Source organism: Budvicia aquatica DSM 5075 = ATCC 35567 (genome assembly GCF_000427805.1).
Lineage (GTDB): Bacteria > Pseudomonadota > Gammaproteobacteria > Enterobacterales > Enterobacteriaceae > Budvicia > Budvicia aquatica.
Genome location: NZ_ATYS01000027.1, coordinates 26,090 through 43,862, shown reverse-complemented (window position 1 = coordinate 43,862; position 17,773 = coordinate 26,090). Strand labels below are relative to the sequence as shown.

Sequence of the window (17,773 nt, the reverse complement as noted above, 5' to 3'; positions counted from 1 at the left end):
ATGCCGTTAAACTGGGGATATTCGGCGATACGGGCTCAATCGATCGCCGCTAAGCTTCGCCGAGCAGGGCTTGGCGCTAAACGCCAGAACCTGCCGGTGATTTACCTTCCCGGTATTCTTGGTACCAAGCTATACGATCGCCAGCAACAAAAATTCATCTGGGGAGGCGCGGGCGGTTTTTTTGCCCGCCAACCTTATGAGTATCAAAATACTGAAGCCCAGAGATCTCGGATATTAGCCAGTGAGCAGCTTCATGCTTTTACTATTGTGCCGGGTTTGGTCCACACACTGGTTACGGCAGAGTTAAAGCAGGTTTTACAAACGGCACTGGGTTATCAGGAAGGTCAGGATCTGTTTTTTCTGGGCCATGACTGGCGGGCCGATCATCGCCAGCTAGCAGACCATCTGGATGCTGAAATTCAACGCTTGAAAACCATATTTGGTGCAGATCAGAAAATAGTGCTGATAGGGCAATCAGCTTCAAATCTGGCCGTTCGTTATTGGCTGCGCCATACTTCAGCAGAAAATCGTGAAACTATCGCTAAATGGTACTCCTTTGGCCCGCCATGGCAGGGAACATTTCACGCATTATCTATGATGGAAACCGGGTACTATGCGGCAACCCGATATCTTCATGGTTTCTCGCCTGATGATATCGCCGGTTATCCCAGCGCTTACCAACTTCTTCCTGCTAATCCGAATGTTATTGATATTCACGGGCAGCCACTGAAGGATTTTGATATTTATAATCCGCAGTGCTGGCAGGAGTACCAGATAGGGCCATATCGAACATCGGGTGGTGATATTTCATCTCAATGTCAGCGGGTAAGAGATCGATTGGGGCAACATTTACATCAGGCCAAAGAGTTTGCAGCCAGCATTGCCGGCGTCAGCCAGTTGGAACATGCGGTGCCTCAGGTTTGGTATTTAAGTGATAATAACCAAGCGGTAAAAGCGGCGGTTTACCATCGCCAGCGTTGGTACTTACAGGCAAAAAATATTTTACGAGATATTCCCCAATTGGCGTCACAGACGCTGGCCGCCGGAGACGATCACTTACCGTTAAACGGTCTGCTTGACCATCGTTGTGGTCCGATAGTTCGCGATCCTAATCATCAACCATGGGGAACAAGCTACATTTATGTTAGCCAGGCCAGAACCCATCGCGCATTGATTAATCATACGCCTAACTTGCAGAGTTTAGCCTTTGATCTGGCGGTAGAGCGAGAGAAGTCAATATAATGCGGGGGTTAAAATATTTATCTCTGTGGATAATGGCTGGATTTTTCCAGCGGTTTATTAACTTATTACGTGATAAGAAAAAAGCGGTTTATTACCGCTTATAACGCGTTATTATTTCACCGTAATGCCGCAAAATCTGTCTCCGAATGCAGACGGTTTTTTTGTTATTTAAGCGTAAACCCGCTTTTTTTCATCATCCCTTATGCCATAAGGCTTGAGCGTAGTTTTCGATGAAAAATAAGTAGCAATTTTATTGCTAAACAGGTTTACTTTCGCCAATCAAATTTTTAGCAGGTCGTTTATGTCAATGTCTCAACTTAGCGTAGCTATTCTTGCCGCCGGCAAGGGTACGCGTATGTATTCAGATCTTCCTAAGGTGCTGCACCCGTTGGCGGGCAAGCCAATGGTACAGCACGTTATTGATACAGCGTCTAAACTTGGTGCAAAACAGGTTCATCTGGTTTATGGCCACGGTGGTGACCTGCTGAAAAAAACCTTAGCCAATCAGCCAATAAATTGGGTTTTACAGGCTGAACAGCTGGGTACCGGCCATGCGATGCAGCAGGCTGCCCCCTATTTTTCTGACGATGAAAACGTTTTGATGCTATACGGCGACGTGCCGCTAATTGCCGAAGAGACGCTTGATCGCTTAATTAACGCTAAGCCGGAAGGCGGAATTGGCCTGCTGACCGTTAAGCTTGACGATCCTAGCGGATATGGCCGCATCGTGCGCAAAGATGGCCAAGTCGTTAGCATCGTTGAACACAAAGATGCGACCGCTGAACAGCATAAAATTAATGAAATCAATACCGGTATTCTGGTTGCCAGCGGTAAAGATTTAAAGCGCTGGTTAGCTAAGTTAGACAACAACAACGCTCAGGGCGAATTCTATATTACCGATATCATTGCGCTGGCCCATGCCGAAGGTAATGCTATCGAAGCGGTTCATCCTACCCGCTTAAGCGAAGTTGAAGGGGTCAATAACCGCCTTCAGCTTTCTCGTCTGGAAAGAGTTTATCAATCAGAACAGGCTGAAAGCCTGCTGCTTGCCGGCGTAATGCTTAACGACCCGGCTCGTTTTGACCTGCGCGGTGAGTTGGTTCACGGTCGCGATATTACCATTGATACCAATGTCATCATCGAAGGAAAAGTGGTGCTAGGAGATCGGGTATTTATCGGCAGCGGTTGTGTGCTGAAAGACTGTGTGATTGGTAATGACAGTGTGATTAGCCCTTACAGCGTAATAGAAAATGCTGAATTAAACTTTGGCTGTACCGTGGGTCCTTTTGCCCGCCTGCGCCCGGGTGCTAAGCTGGAACAAGATGCTCACGTAGGTAACTTCGTTGAAATCAAAAACTCCCGTTTGGGTAAAGGCTCTAAAGCCGGTCATCTCTCCTATCTGGGCGATGCAGAAATCGGCGACCGGGTGAACATTGGTGCAGGAACGATTACCTGTAACTACGACGGTGCGAATAAGTTTAAAACCATTATCGGTGATGACGTATTTGTCGGTTCTGATACTCAATTAGTTGCTCCTGTCAGCGTAGCCAACGGCGCAACTATTGGTGCCGGAACCACGGTGACCAGCAATGTGGGTGAAAATGAGCTGGTAATTAGCCGGGTTAAGCAAAAGCACATTACCGGTTGGCAAAGACCGGTTAAAAAGAAATAACTTAGTTTTATTACAGAATACGGGAGGGGAATCCTCCCGTATCTGATTGATGGCAAATCGAAAGTTTAAATTTATTGGTTGTAAAGACTCAAACGGAGAGAGAGGGTTACGTTAGGGTCGTAGCTGCGTAAGCAGCCAACAAAAGTGTCAGGCAATCTTATTACCTTTTGTTATTGGCCTTGTTTTCTCAACCAGACTAATACCAAAACATAATAATCCCCATCTCTACAGGCTCGGGGAAGCCGGAAATCCGGCAACAAAAGGTCAAGGGCATCGAACAGAATCAGGATAATCATCCGGTTCTTTAATTAGGAATATAAACGATGTGTGGAATTGTTGGTGCAGTAGCACAACGAGATGTAGCTGAAATATTGTTAGAAGGTTTACGTCGTCTTGAGTATCGCGGGTACGACTCTGCGGGGATTGCTGTGGTTGATGAAGGCAATAATCTTCAGCGCATTCGTCGCTTAGGCAAAGTAAAAATGCTGAGTGAAGCGGTTGACGCCTCTCCGCTTAAAGGCGGTACAGGAATCGCTCATACCCGTTGGGCGACGCACGGTGAACCTTCTGAAAGTAATGCTCATCCTCACGAGTCCGGTTATATCGCCGTGGTGCATAACGGCATTATTGAAAACTACGAGTCTCTGCGTGATGATCTTATCACCAAGGGCTACGTTTTTACTTCCGAAACAGATACCGAGGTTATTGCGCACTCAGTGCATGATGAACTCAAAAATAACAGTGAATTAAGCCTGCTTGAAGCCGTACAACGCGTAGTAAAAATTCTGCGCGGTGCTTACGGTACGGTTATTCTCGATCGTCGCAATCCAGACATCTTAATTGCTGCCCGTTCCGGTAGCCCGATGGTTATTGGCTTAGGCTTCGGTGAAAACTTTATTGCTTCCGATCAACTGGCGCTGCTGCCGGTAACCCGCCGCTTTATCTATTTAGAAGAAGGTGATGTGGCTGAAGTAACCCGCCGTTCTGTCACTATTTTTGATAAACAAGGTGAGTTGGTAGAGCGCCCCGATCTGGAATCAACCAGTCAGTATGATGCCGGTGATAAAGGGGTTTATCGCCACTACATGCAAAAAGAAATTTATGAGCAACCTCTGGCGATTAAAAACACCCTTGAAGGGCGTTTAAGCCACGGTCTGGTTAATCTGGATGAGCTGGGCGAACCAGCCATGAAGCTGCTGGAACAGGTTAAACATATTCAAATCGTTGCCTGTGGCACCTCCTACCATTCAGGTATGGTTGCCCGTTACTGGTTTGAAGCCCTGGCCGGTGTCCCTTGTGATATCGAAATTGCTTCTGAGTTCCGCTACCGCAAACCGGCCATGCGTAAAGGCAGCCTGCTGATCACACTGTCACAGTCCGGTGAAACGGCAGATACGCTGGCGGCATTACGCTTATCTAAAGAGCTTGGCTACTTAGGTTCTCTGGCTGTTTGTAACGTTCATGGCTCTTCGCTGGTGCGTGAGTCTGATATGGCTCTGATGACGCGTGCCGGAGTTGAAATCGGCGTGGCGTCAACCAAAGCCTTTACCACTCAGCTCACGGTACTGCTGCTGTTGGTTGCCAAAATGGGCCGCCTGCACGGTATGCCAGAAAAAACAGAGCATGATATCGTTCATGCTCTACAGGCTTTACCAAGCCGTATCGATCAAATGCTGTCGCTGGATAAAACCATTGAAGCGCTGGCTGAAGGTTTCTCTGATAAACATCATGCGCTGTTCTTAGGCCGTGGCGATCAGTATCCGATTGCGATGGAAGGGGCGCTTAAATTAAAAGAGATTTCTTATATTCACGCTGAGGCATATGCCGCCGGAGAGCTTAAGCATGGACCGTTGGCCTTAATTGATGCCGACATGCCAGTCATTGTGGTTGCACCTAATAACGAGCTGTTAGAGAAGCTTAAATCGAACATTGAAGAAGTCCGCGCCCGTGGCGGTCAACTTTATGTGTTTGCTGCCGAAGATGCTGGCTTTACCAGCGTGGAAGGCATGACCATTATTCCATTGCCTTATGTTGATGAGCTGGTGGCGCCGGTATTCTATACCATACCGCTACAGTTACTTTCTTATCATGTTGCGCTGATTAAAGGTACCGATGTCGATCAGCCGCGCAATCTGGCTAAGTCTGTTACCGTAGAATAATGATATAAATAATTAAAAACCCCGAAATAACATTAAATTATTTCGGGGTTTTATTATCTTAATAAGTAGCTAAAAATATATTCCAACTGCCCTCGTTTTTACTTATAAAACCCCCGATATTTCATCTTAAATTCTTATCTTAAATAAGCGTTTTTTATTTATAGTTATAACTTTGTTATACTCGCCTCCGCGATTTTTATTATTAGTGGTTTTTTATACTGATTCACTATTATTTAATTGCTTTTATTGTGTTGTTTTTAATAAGAAAAATAATTTCATAAGGAAAAATCCCCACCATCATTCTTAGCTATTTTTTATACCAAGGAGAACTCATATGAGTCATCAGGAAGTGCCGGAACAGGCCTCCCCCCGCAGTAAAATTAATGCCCCCGTCTTCTATACTGCAGCGGTATTAATATTGCTACTGGTCCTTTATGCGGTGCTAAATCCGGAACATGCCAATGCACAGTTCGGTACAATTCAGAAGCATATTGTTGAAAAATTAGGCTGGCTATATATTCTGGCCGTTGCCCTAATTCTTATTTCTGTCACTTATTTAGGCTTATCCCGTTACGGAAATATTAAGTTAGGTCCGGACCATTCTCAGCCTGATTTTAGCTACCCTTCATGGTTTGCCATGCTGTTTTGCGCCGGTATGGGCATCGGCCTGATGTTCTTCGGCGTTGCCGAGCCGGTTATGCACTACTTAGCCCCACCGGTTGGTGAAGCCGGAACCATTGAAGCGGCGAAAGAGGCAATGAAGCTGACCTTCTTCCACTGGGGATTACACGCCTGGGCTATTTATGCCATTGTCGGACTTATTCTGGCCTTCTTTAGCTATCGCCACGGATTACCTTTAACCCTGCGTTCAGCGCTTTACCCTATTATCGGCGATCGGATTTATGGCCCTATCGGCCATGCTGTCGATATTTTTGCGATTTTGGGTACCGTTTTTGGTGTCGCTACCTCAATGGGCTATGGCGTTCTTCAGGTAAATTCAGGGCTTAATTACCTGTTTGATGTGCCGGTTAATGAAACTACCCAGGTGATTTTGATTGTGGTCATAACCGCCATGGCGACGCTGTCAGTGGCGACCGGGTTAAACGGCGGCCTGCGTCGTTTATCTGAACTCAATCTGGTGTTGGCGTTTATTCTATTAGTTTTAGTCGGGGTATTAGGTCCGACGGTTCTACTGATGAAGGCCTTTGTGCAAAATACCGGGGCTTATCTGTCTGAGATTGTGAGTAAGACCTTCAATATGTACGCTTATGAACCCTCAGACGGGACTAAAGATTGGCTAGGCGGCTGGACCTTATTGTATTGGGGTTGGTGGCTATCATGGTCTCCGTTTGTCGGCATGTTTATTGCGCGGGTTTCTCGCGGTCGTACTATCCGTCAGTTTGTGATTGGTGTGATGTTTGTTCCGGCCGGATTTACGTTGCTATGGATGACGTTCTTCGGCAATACCGCCATCGATCTGATTATGCAACATGGCGCTACTGGATTAGCGGAAGCGGTGCAGCGTGACTCTTCGGTTGCCCTGTTTAAATTTTTAGAATATTTCCCGTTTAGTCGGATATTGTCGATTTTTGCCACTGTGATGATCATTGTCTTCTTTGTCACTTCGGCTGACTCCGGAGCGATGGTTGTCGATATGCTGGCCTCAGGTGGTGATGATAAAACGCCGCTGTGGCAACGCATTTTTTGGTCATCGCTGATGGGGGTTGTGGCGATTTCTCTGCTGTTCTCCGGCGGATTAAGTGCTCTGCAAACCATGACGATTGCGGCAGCATTACCTTATTCCATGGTTCTGCTATTGTCGGTTTATGGTTTATTGAAGGCATTACGCGTTGATGCCTATAAGCGCGACAGCCAGCAAATGACAACCCTTGCGCCGACCGGTAGCCGTAATCCAATTCCTTGGCAGAAACGGATCAGAAATATTGCTTATTTCCCTAGGCGCTCCCACGTAAAGCGCTTTGTCGATGAGGTGGTGGCACCGGCAATGGTTATGGTAGGAGAAGAGCTGCAAAAGCAGAATATCAGCTACCAGGTGATCGAAGGTGATAATGACAGAAAAATGATTGAAGTCGATCTTGGTGAAGATATGAACTTCACTTATGGCATCAGGCTACGCTCCTATATACAGCCGGCGTTCTCAATTCTTGATATTAAAGATGAAGACCGGAACGAGGAGCAGAAGTATTACCGAGCTGAAGTCTTTTTAAGAGAAGGCAGTCAGGATTATGATGTGATGGGCTGGACCAAAGAACAAATTATTAATGACATTCTTGACCAGTATGAAAAACATCTGCATTTCTTACACTTAGTCCGATAAAATGGACCGGTATCTTCGATTAACGAGGATACCGGTTTTCTGCATTTAATTGCCCAAACTCCAGACAAATGAATGTTGCTCACAGCCTTGTTTCGGTTGGTATAACGCTGCAATTCTCCCCAGCCCGCCGGCCGGCAATCCTTGACCCACCTCTTCGAGAACATCGGCTGAAAGAATACGCCGGCGAAAAGATTTTTTCTCGATGCTCTTTTCCAGCAGCTCTTCAAATGCCTGTTGTAGTTGGGTCAGCGTGAACGGCGAGCTAAGTACATGGATCGGAATAATGGTATAAGCCGTTTTACTCTTAAGACGCGCTCTGGCTTTGGCTATTAATTCCAAATGGTCAAAGGCGAGATCGAGCTTAATGGCTTGTTCATAAGGCCACCAGCGCACGTCGCTAACGGAGTCTATAAATTTTGACGTCGGGGCATAGGGTATCAGCGCCATATAAAGAGAGGTCACTGACCAGCCCCGAGGATCGCGGGCGGCATTACCCACGGTTTCAACCTGTTCCAGATGGGGCGTGGTGACGCCGGTTTTTTCGGTGAGCTTACGCAGCGCGGAGCTATGCAGATCTTGATCCTGCGATTGATCGATAAATCCACCCGGTAAAGCCCAGCGTTCTTTATAGGGGAATTCTCCCCGTTCAATCAACAGCACGTGCAGCTTGCCATTGAGAATAGTGAATATACCGATATCGATCGACAGCAGAGGAATATCATAACGATGAACGTTATAATTTTTCAGATACTCTTGTTCAGACTTATACATAATTTAATTATCCATCAGAGTAACAAACAACAATAGTACTTGCCTATTTAGTGGCTAAAAGCCAATAATATAGATATCAGTTTATCAGTGCAAGATTGAACTGATACCCGCTTATATTATTACGGTGAGACAGACTCGCCGTCTTACTTTATCCGCAAGGAGCTTGCGATATGAACAAACCCTACGACTTCACCGTCTTTATTGGCCGTTTTCAGCCATTCCACACCGGGCATCTTAAAGTTGTTCGTGAGGGGTTAAATCAGGCTGATAAGCTGATTTTACTTATCGGTTCTGCATGGGAGCCTAGAAACCCACGTAATCCATGGACGCATCAGGAACGGGAAGAGATGGTTCGCCGCTGCTTATCTGAGGCTGAAAACGCCAGATTACTCTGCCTACCGCTGATGGATGTTCCCTATAACGATGAAGTTTGGGTGCGTAACGTTCAGTCGACGGTTAACGGGTTAGTGATTGCTCACCATACCGTTCCTCACCGTCCGGCAAAAATTTCGCTGATCGGCCATAGAAAAGACCAAACCGGATTTTATCTCAGCCTGTTTCCTCAGTGGAGCAGCATCAGTATTGAAAACTATCATAAAATTAGCGCTACCCCGGTACGGGAAGCCTTTTTTATTGATGAGCCAGAGCGGGTTGCCCGAGAGCTGGTAAGTAACGATATTCTGCCTCAGCAAGTGGCTGATTATTTAATTGATTTCTCCCGAACTCATCCCGGCTTTCAGCATATCCATGATGAAATTCTGTTTATTAAAAAGTATCAACAAGCCTGGAATACCGCGCCTTATCCGCCGGTTTTTGTAACGGTAGATTCTGTTGTGATTCAGTCCGGCCACGTTCTGCTGATTGAACGCCGGGCCAGCCCCGGCAAAGGGCTGTGGGCACTGCCGGGCGGATTCTTAAACGGAGGTGAGCGCTTACTGGAGGCCTGCCTGCGAGAGCTACGGGAAGAGACGCGGCTAAAGGTGCCGGCACCGGTTTTAAAAGGCTCAATTAAACGCCAGGCGGTTTACGATGCGCCATACCGCTCTGCCCGTGGCAGAACCATTACCCATGCCTTCTATATTGAACTGGAACCGAGTCTTGAGTTACCGAAGGTAAAAGGCAGCGATGACGCCAAAACCGCCCGCTGGGTACCGCTTAGTGAATTAGACCCGCAGGTGATGTTTGAAGACCACTATTTTATTATTCAGGATATGTTAGGGGCGGTTTGAGCCGGTTAACCCTATAAATTGAAACGTTAAGGTTTACTATCAATAAAAAACCACAGGAAATCATCTCTCTGTGGTTTTTTTATTGAATAATATTTTATTGGCTCAACTTATCGTCGTTGCTGGCATGGCCTAAAAATAAAAAAAGCCTCTGTTTATGATCCAGAGGCTTTAGTTGGGGGTAATTCTGATATTATTTATGCAACAAACAGCGTCTCTTTGTCTGCCCGCTGGCGGATATCATCCAGCGCGTAGTCAGCAATGACCTGACCGTCTCTGAAAACGGTGACTAACAGGTTTTCAGCATCGCCTATATTGTCAGTGGTAACGGTTTTAAACTGCCCGTCTTGTTTAATCAGCGCTAAACGCCCTTTTTTCGAGCGTTTTACCCGATCGGTAATCGGATCTTTGTAAACCTCTTTCCATTCGCCGTTAATACAGATGGCCGAGGTTTTCATGGCGAACCGTTGAGTATCGCGGTTGACCTTCTGTAGCAACTCGCCTCCCATACCGAATGCAACGTTCTCCGTGCTTAACCCGCGCTTTTTCATTTCATACAGGATGGCTTCAATTGAGGTTGCAGATACACCATCTCCCTGAATTAAGCGTACGTAGTCAGGCAGTACTTTGTAACCTTTGGCGTTAGTGATAAAACCAAACTTATCCATCAACCGCTCAATGGCTTCAGGAACGATTTCAACCGGTACACCTGAATCAGGGCGAATAACTAGAGTTCCTCCCATATTCTCAACCTGAGATTTTAATTCGTTACCCCAGATATTATCGATAGCATTCCAGATATCGTAAGAATCACTCACTACGGCTACCATTTTACCTTTGCCGCCGAAGCGCTTTAGCATATTGGAATAGGCTGCTGATTCACCCTCACGCCCCCAGCTAGTGATAGTACTGTGCTCGGCTGCCGGAATAGAGAAACCGGCCATATCTTTTTTATAATAACGGCGGGCAGTTACAATGGCCGCCAGACTGTCGGTTCCCATAAAGTTAACTAAATGGGCCAAACTGCCTATTTCGACGCTCTCTTGTGAACTTGCTCCCCTTGCGCCGAAGTCGTGCAGTTTGAATGGCAGACTATCTAGGTTATCCGCGGTTTCAGATAAATAATGAGAAATTATGGAGTGACAGTTTTTAGAGACCGTTGCCACCGTTGTCGGATACCAGACCGCCCGTAATAAAGCGGTTTCAATGTAGCTGGTTAGCCACGCGCATTTTGGGTCAGTATTGACGACCTGAACCATGACGTTGCCGGTAGGGACTAACGTACCCTCCTGAACGGCTTCAATATCTAACGGTAAATAGCCGTTGTGTTCGTTCAGAATATACAGCCAGCCGTCATAGTTGAACGGCATACCGTGCATGGCCAGAATTTCTTCTGCTTCATTAATATCGGTCAATGTGATCGGCTTGGTCAGATACTGTTTAATAAAAATCTGTAAGCCAAAAAACAAGGTTTTCGGATAGATACCGCCACGGGACTCGATATAGCTGGAGACGTACTCAGTACCCTTAGGGTACTGAACAAAGTGAGAGGTTTTATAAGAGTCGGTATTCAGTATTAAGTTATGCATGATGGAAATCCTCCAATCAATTTACAGGTACACCGGTCTATCCGGTATATGCCCTAAGTTCTAAAGGTAGCTCATACCTCGTGGAATTATAGTGGCATATTGACACTATATTGGTCAATAAAAATAATGGCAGTATGCCACTATGTTGGTGTTTTAAGTTGTATAAATTAATTAATTATATGATTTAATAGATAAATTTAATTTGTAAGGCGATGGGAGATAGTGATAAAAAATAAAACGGCCCCAGAAGGGATTCCGGGGCCGCTGTGCTAGCTATATCAGAAAGTATATTTCATATATAGAGTACCGGCATTGCTACTGTTATCACTGGCTACCTGACCATTGTAAGACACGCCAACAACGGCATTTTTAACCACTTCAGCTTCAACGCCAAAGGCCAGAACTGCGGCATCTTTAGAGAGTGGAGCGCCAGTTACGGTATAAGCGGAACCCTGGCCCTGTGCCAGATTTAACCGGACATCAGAATCAATATCACCAGCGGCATGACGCCATCCTGCAGACATATTGACTGAGGCCGGAGTGTTACCCATTGCGAAGGCTAGCTTACTGCGAACCCCAAGGTTATAGGTGGTAACATCCTGAGTATCGCCCTGTCCGCGCAGAGCAGCACTGCCGCCATGCTCGGTAAAGTCATTGGTCTTTTGGCGATACCAGCCAATGCCGGTGTAAGGCTCAACGGTAAAACTGTCTATAACGGGAATTTCATATCCTAAATCGGTAAATAACTGGGTAGTATTGGCATTATAAGACGATGTTATATTCTGATTAACTAACGAAACATCCCGTTGGGTATCAATGTTATGCCAGCTGTAACCACCACCGGCTAATAAATTGACATTGCCGAGGCCGGCGGACCAGCTGTTGCTGACGTAAGCCAGTAACGATGTGGTATCGACATCCGCTGATGACGACCTGGAATCAACGTCGATATCTTCATTGTTATAAGCGGCAGCCATTCCTAGCTGCCAGCCATCCTGTAGGGCCATAGCCCCACCAACGGCAATTCCCCAGTTTTTATTGGTGCTCTTAGCCGTATTACCATCACCATTCAGGCTATAGCTACCACCGAGTGCTTGAACCCATACATAATTTTCATTACGGTTAGTCTTAGCGTTTGTTCTGGCTCTGTCATTGACGATATCAGTCAGCATAGTGCTGGAGGCTAGTAATGATGAACGTAAGCTGGAGTGAACTTCACCGGATAGCTGGTCGAGCGCTTTGGCGGTATCGGTTGAAAGCATTGCGGCATCCACCGCACTGTTTTGGCCTACGGCGCCAAGATCGCCATTTAGGGTATTGCGTTGATTAGAGGTCAAATCGCCCTGTTTATCCGCCAATTTTTGTTGATCGACGGACAGGCTGACCTGAACATTGTCTGTACCATAGTTAACAGGATCCAGTTTGACGAGCGTATTTTGGAAGCTCGTATCTAGGGCCGTGCTGGCGAAGCTATTTTGTACCGTTCCGCCGTTGGTGGTTTGTAAAATGGTATAAGCGTGGTTGAGTTGGTATCCGCCGTTACCGTTCTCTTGGGCGACGGACAAATTGATGGCCGAAATATCCGCATTGCCTTGAATGATTACCTTATCAGATAGCCCTGCCGAGTTTACCTCTGCCACATAGTTACCGCTGAAACCGGCCATGCTGGCGTAGGTTTGTGTTCCTACTGAGTTACCCGGAGACAAGGTTCCGCCCGTTCCGGACAATGCTCCGCTAACCAGTAAGTTACCTCCCAGTACTGAGCCGCCAGACGCATCGACATTACCCCCAATGATGATTGGATTTAGTAGCGTGCCGCCTTTAATTTTTGAGTTATTACTTAACGCGATATTTCCCAAAATACGGTTGATGGCGTCACTTTGCTGACTAAAAGCAAAAGAGCTTGAATCCCCGGTCAAGTCGGCATCAATTCTTGCTGAGTTTATAAAACTTATCATCGAGTTATTGGCAGCAATAATGCTCTGCTGTATATGTGACATCGCCATAAACTGTATCGATGCTGCCTGAGCCATCAGATTTTGAAAGATGATGGCATTTTGATTAAATATGGTATTGGATTGCTCTTTTAGATCGAGAGAACCTTGAATTGTTGTGCTGTTCAAAAATTGTAAGCGAGCATTCTGCAGTGCGCGCAGGTTACCCATAATAGGAGCGTTGCCAGTATTTACAAAGCTGCTACCGTTACCAATAGTAATGTCATTAATCCCACTCACGGAACCTAGCCAATCAGCTCCTTTCTGAACAATAAAGTTAGTTTTACCACCGGCTGAACGGGTTCCGTTTGCGTTTAATCCGTTAAGATCGCTAATATCGCCACGGGCCGATGAACCAATGCCCAGCGTCAGATTCACAATGCCGTCCATACCTTCAGCGGTTCGGTTTACCTGTAATAATGTTCCGTTATTTACGTTTAACTTACTGCCTAAACCGACGGTGATGTTTTGCGTCTGGCCGGCCTGATTTAAGGTTGAGGAAATTGAGGCTCCGTTAGCCGTTACCGTGGAGTTATTCAGGGCGACCGTTGCGTTATTTGTTAGGGCAATGCCGCTAGATTTTTGGGATGTCAGGCTGGTGTTATTAATATTTAACACGCCGCCGCTATCGGCAGAGGCGGCCGATGAGTTAATACCGGATGCATTAATTGTGGTGTTGATTAGGCGAATGTTTCCGGCATATCTAGCAGCCACTCCCGCGCTAAGTTCGCCGGAGGTGGTAATGCTGCCGCCGGTAAAATTCACTATCCCCTGACTTCCGTCATCCCAGCCGGCGGTGACACCATCGGAATTCTTTCCGCGGGTAGTCACGTTGACATTAAGCGCATCAATTTTCGCCGATTGGGCCGCGCTGTCGGCACCAACGCCGGCTGCCTGTAGTCCGGAGGCAATATCGCCACCGGTGGTTATTGAACCACCGTTCAGTGCAACCGTGCCGCCGTTCCATGCATAAACTCCGCGGCCGACATTACCAGAGGTGGTGATATTAGTATTACTCGCGGTGATTTCTGCGCCCTGATTATTTGAGGTAATGCCATAAGAGTTAATGCCGGCGGTAGAAATGGTGGCATCTGTCAGAGTAACGGTGCCGATCGTTGTCGGGTCGTTTAGCCACGCCATCACGGCGTGAGAGTTATTACCGTTGGTGGTAAAGCGGGTACCGGTAGCAATGATATTGCTGTTATTGCCGGCTCGGGCGGCAATAGTTCTATTTGTACCCTCCATGGTCACACTACCGCCGGTCAGGGTCACTAAACCGCCATTTTCAGCGCCTACGCCAACCGGCGCATTGCCGCCGTTGGTTCCGCTGCCTTTAACATTGATAATGGCGTTGATAGCACTAATGTTTGAACCGACACCGCTGGCAGTCAGGCCGGAGCCGTTAGTGCCTAAGTCTGTCAGGCTGATGGTGTTATTTTTAAGATCAACTTTGCCGCCAGCATTGGCTAACACACCAACTGATTTCTGTCCGGCCATAGTAATATTGGTATTTTCAGCTTTGACATAGCTACTGTCACCGTCACTAATAATGCCCGTGCTGTTATCGCCAGTGGTGTTTATTGCGGTATTGATTAAGCCAATAATGCCTGCATATCTTGCCGCAGCCCCCGCACTAAGCTCGCCGGAGGTGGTAATGCTGCCGCCGGTAAAATTCACTATCCCCTGACTTCCGTCATCCCAGCCGGCGGTGACACCATCGGAGAAATTTCCGCGGGTAATGACGTTAATATTAAGCGCATCAATTTTTGCCGGTTGGGCCGCGCTGTCGGCACCAACGCCGGCAGCCTGTAGTCCTGAAGCAATATCGCCACTGGTGGTTATTGAACCGCCGTTCAGCGCCACCGTGCCGCCGTTCCATGCATAAACTCCGCGGCCGACATTACCAGAGGTGGTGATATTAGTATTATTCGCGGTGATTTTTGCGCCCTGATTATTTGAGGTGATGCCGTAAGAGTTAATGCCGGCGGTAGAAATGGTGGCATCTGTCAGAGTAATCGTGCCTATAGTTGTCGGGTCGTTAAGCCACGCCATTACGGCGTGAGAGTTATTGCCGTTGGTGGTAAAGCGGGTACCGGTAGCAATGATATTGCTGTTATTACCGGCTCGGGCGGCAATCGTCCGATTGTTACCCTCCATGGTCACGCTACCGCCGTTCAGGGTCACTAAACCGCCATTTTCAGCGCCTACGCCAACCGGCGCATTGCCGCCGTTGGTTCCGCTGCCTTTGACATTGATAATGGCGTTGGTAGCACTAATGTTTGAGCCGAGGCCGCTGGCAGTCAGGCCGGAGCCGTTAGTGCCTAAGTCTGTGAGGCTGATGGTATTATTTTTAAGCTCAACGCTGCCGCCAGCGCTGGCTAAGACTCCGACTGATTTTTGTCCGGTCATGGTAATGCTGGTGTCTTCAGCTTTGGCATGGCTACCGACACCATCACTGATAATACCAATGCTGGTATTACCATTGCCGGTAACACTGCCGCCAGTCAGTTCAACAGCCCCGCCGCGGTTAACATCAACCACTAAGTTGCCTGCTCCGTTGGCGGTAATCACTGTGTTGTGGGTGGTAATTAAAGAACCCACCCGGGCAGCCTGTAATGCCGGAGCATAGCTAAGCGCATTGGTGGTTACCGAACCCCCGATAAGATCAACCCGAGTTAAGGGGGTTAAAGCACTATTAGAGCCATAGGCCTGTACGCCAATACCAAAATTACCGGCGGTAGTGATGGTTGCATTTTCAGCACTGATAGAGCTGCCACCGTTATCCGGATTATCCCCGGCGGCAGAAAGCCCTCGAACATAATTGCCCGTGGCAGAGAATATTCCGTTAGTGATACCAACACGGCCACCGGCGGTTGCGGCCACAACGGAACTGGCATCGCCGTTGCTAGCCTGACTGGCAGCCAGGCTAGCATTGGTATCTTGTAATGTAATAAGGCTATCCTGTCCGCGGGCATGAATAGTGCGTGAGCCTGCGGTACCATCCCATATATTGCTTATATTGCTGATGCTTATTGATAATTTCCCGCCATTAATAGCGAGAGCGACACCACTATTGGAGTCGCCGGTATGTTTTTGAACCATCCAAAATGTATACCCTATTTCTTCGGTATTACTCGCGGCTAGAAAGAATGGTGGTGTAGATACAGGAGTAGGCACAGCTTGTACGGTAGCAAATGGAAAGCAACTTATCAGCGCTATAGATAACACCGATAAAGACATTTTTTTCTTGGTTGGGTGATCGGTCAACATGGGATGCCTCATTATTATCATTGTGTTCTATGGGTATGATGAGGAAAACAGCTCCACACTGATTTAAATGTAGCAGTCTGGTTTTTTTTTGAGCGCTTGGTTTATTAATAATTTCTAATATTTTTCCATAAAAATTCTTACTATTTGTATTTTATTGACATTTATTTACTGTAAATTTACTTAAAATGATATTTTTAAGAACGTTAAAGCTAAAGGATTCGGAGAGGTGATCGGCGAGATATTTGATGAAAACGCTAGCCTCCACGAAGCTGAATAATTACGGCTATTATTTATTTAAACAAAAACTTTCACTGTCATAAAACTGTAATCAACCTGACATTATACTGTCATCAAATCGTCTTATCTTTTGCCTTGTACTCATCACCAGTCTGATTTTTAACGATACAGAGCGAATTAATTCCTTTAGGAGTAATGATGAAACTGATACGTAAAACCCTGGCCTTTGCAATCGTCTCCACCGTGTCGATAACTTCGTTATCGGCTTTTGCTGTAGAAAACATTACCGGCGCGGGCGCAACCTTTCCTGCGCCGGTTTATGCTAAGTGGGCTGACAGCTACCAGAAAGAGAGCGGAAATAACATCAACTACCAGGGAATTGGTTCATCGGGTGGCGTAAAGCAAATCATTGCTAACACCGTTGATTTTGGGGCCTCTGACGCGCCTTTAGATGATGCGCGTTTAGCCACTGATGGCCTGTTCCAATTTCCGACCGTGATTGGCGGCGTAGTACTTGCCGTGAATATTGAAGGTATCAAGTCAGGCGATCTGACGTTAGATGGTAAAACCTTGGGTGATATCTACCTCGGTACCATTAAAAAATGGAATGACCCGGCAATTGCTAAACTGAATCCGGGCCTGAAACTGCCGGATCAAAATATTGCCGTTGTTCGCCGTGCTGATGGTTCCGGTACCTCTTTCGTTTTTACCAGCTACTTAGCGAAAGTGAATAGCGACTGGAAAGATCAAGTTGGCGTAGGCTCTACGGTAAAATGGCCCGTTGGATTAGGCGGTAAAGGAAATGATGGCATCGCTGCCTTCGTTCAGCGTTTACCCGGCTCAATCGGCTATGTTGAATATGCTTACGCTAAACAAAATAATCTGGCTTATACCAAACTAATTTCAGCTGATGGCAAAGCCGTTAGCCCGACTCAACACTCATTCAGTGCGGCAGCTGCCAACATTGATTGGTCTAAGTCGTTTGCCCAAGACCTGACTAACCAGAAAGGTAAAGACGTATGGCCGATTACATCGACCACTTTTATTCTGGTACATAAAAATCAAAAAGACGCTAAGCGCGGGGCTGAAGTGATTAAGTTCTTCGATTGGGGCTACAAGAAAGGCGGAGCTTTGGCGACCGAGTTAGATTATGCCGTACTACCTGATGCCGTTGTTGAACAGGTGCGTGCAGCCTGGAAGACGCAGATAAAAGATAGCAGTGGAAAAGCACTATATTAAAAACAATAGCGTCTTGGTACTTGCACACCGCGCAAT

At 46.9% G+C, this 17,773-nt stretch carries 9 protein-coding genes; 6 read left to right on the top strand and 3 right to left on the bottom strand.

What is annotated here, in order from left to right; translation table 11 throughout:
* From YWE_RS0112160 to betT, 4 genes are all read left to right on the top strand, one after another.
* Positions 1–1,242, top strand: coding sequence for a lipase/acyltransferase domain-containing protein (locus YWE_RS0112160; RefSeq protein WP_029094782.1), 1,242 nt, complete (start codon positions 1–3; stop codon positions 1,240–1,242).
* 301 nt (positions 1,243–1,543) lie between these two features.
* Positions 1,544–2,914: a bifunctional UDP-N-acetylglucosamine diphosphorylase/glucosamine-1-phosphate N-acetyltransferase GlmU gene (gene glmU, locus YWE_RS0112155; protein ID WP_029094781.1), complete on the top strand. Its 1,371-nt coding sequence runs from the start codon at positions 1,544–1,546 to the stop codon at positions 2,912–2,914.
* A gap of 323 nt (positions 2,915–3,237) precedes the next feature.
* Positions 3,238–5,073 (top strand): glutamine--fructose-6-phosphate transaminase (isomerizing), encoded by a 1,836-nt coding sequence (glmS, locus tag YWE_RS0112150; protein ID WP_029094780.1) that lies wholly within the window; start codon positions 3,238–3,240, stop codon positions 5,071–5,073.
* A gap of 334 nt (positions 5,074–5,407) precedes the next feature.
* The gene (gene betT / locus YWE_RS0112145; RefSeq protein WP_029094779.1) at positions 5,408–7,411 is read left to right on the top strand and encodes a choline BCCT transporter BetT; all 2,004 of its coding nucleotides are present in this window, start codon (positions 5,408–5,410) and stop codon (positions 7,409–7,411) included.
* A 45-nt stretch (positions 7,412–7,456) separates the two neighbouring features.
* On the opposite strand, the gene YWE_RS27180 is transcribed toward betT, so the two are convergent.
* Positions 7,457–8,182 carry an NUDIX hydrolase gene (locus tag YWE_RS27180; protein WP_036015899.1) on the bottom strand — a complete coding sequence of 242 codons (726 nt, stop codon included), beginning with the start codon at positions 8,180–8,182 and terminating at the stop codon, positions 7,457–7,459.
* A 170-nt stretch (positions 8,183–8,352) separates the two neighbouring features.
* On the opposite strand from YWE_RS27180, the gene YWE_RS0112135 reads away from it, so the two are divergent.
* A complete protein-coding gene (locus tag YWE_RS0112135) occupies positions 8,353–9,411 on the top strand; it encodes a bifunctional nicotinamide-nucleotide adenylyltransferase/Nudix hydroxylase (RefSeq protein WP_029094778.1) in 1,059 nt (352 codons plus the stop codon).
* Positions 9,412–9,605: 194 nt separating this feature from the next.
* On the opposite strand, the gene YWE_RS0112130 is transcribed toward YWE_RS0112135, so the two are convergent.
* Complete coding sequence (locus YWE_RS0112130) at positions 9,606–10,997, bottom strand: nicotinate phosphoribosyltransferase (protein ID WP_029094777.1); 1,392 nt, start codon at positions 10,995–10,997, stop codon at positions 9,606–9,608.
* 278 nt (positions 10,998–11,275) lie between these two features.
* Positions 11,276–16,261, bottom strand: coding sequence for an autotransporter domain-containing protein (locus YWE_RS0112125; protein ID WP_029094776.1), 4,986 nt, complete (start codon positions 16,259–16,261; stop codon positions 11,276–11,278).
* A gap of 435 nt (positions 16,262–16,696) precedes the next feature.
* Between YWE_RS0112125 and pstS the strand changes: the two genes are divergently transcribed.
* On the top strand, positions 16,697–17,737 hold the full coding sequence (pstS, locus tag YWE_RS0112120; protein ID WP_029094775.1) for a phosphate ABC transporter substrate-binding protein PstS: 1,041 nt from the start codon (positions 16,697–16,699) through the stop codon (positions 17,735–17,737).
* Positions 17,738–17,773 lie beyond the last annotated feature (36 nt).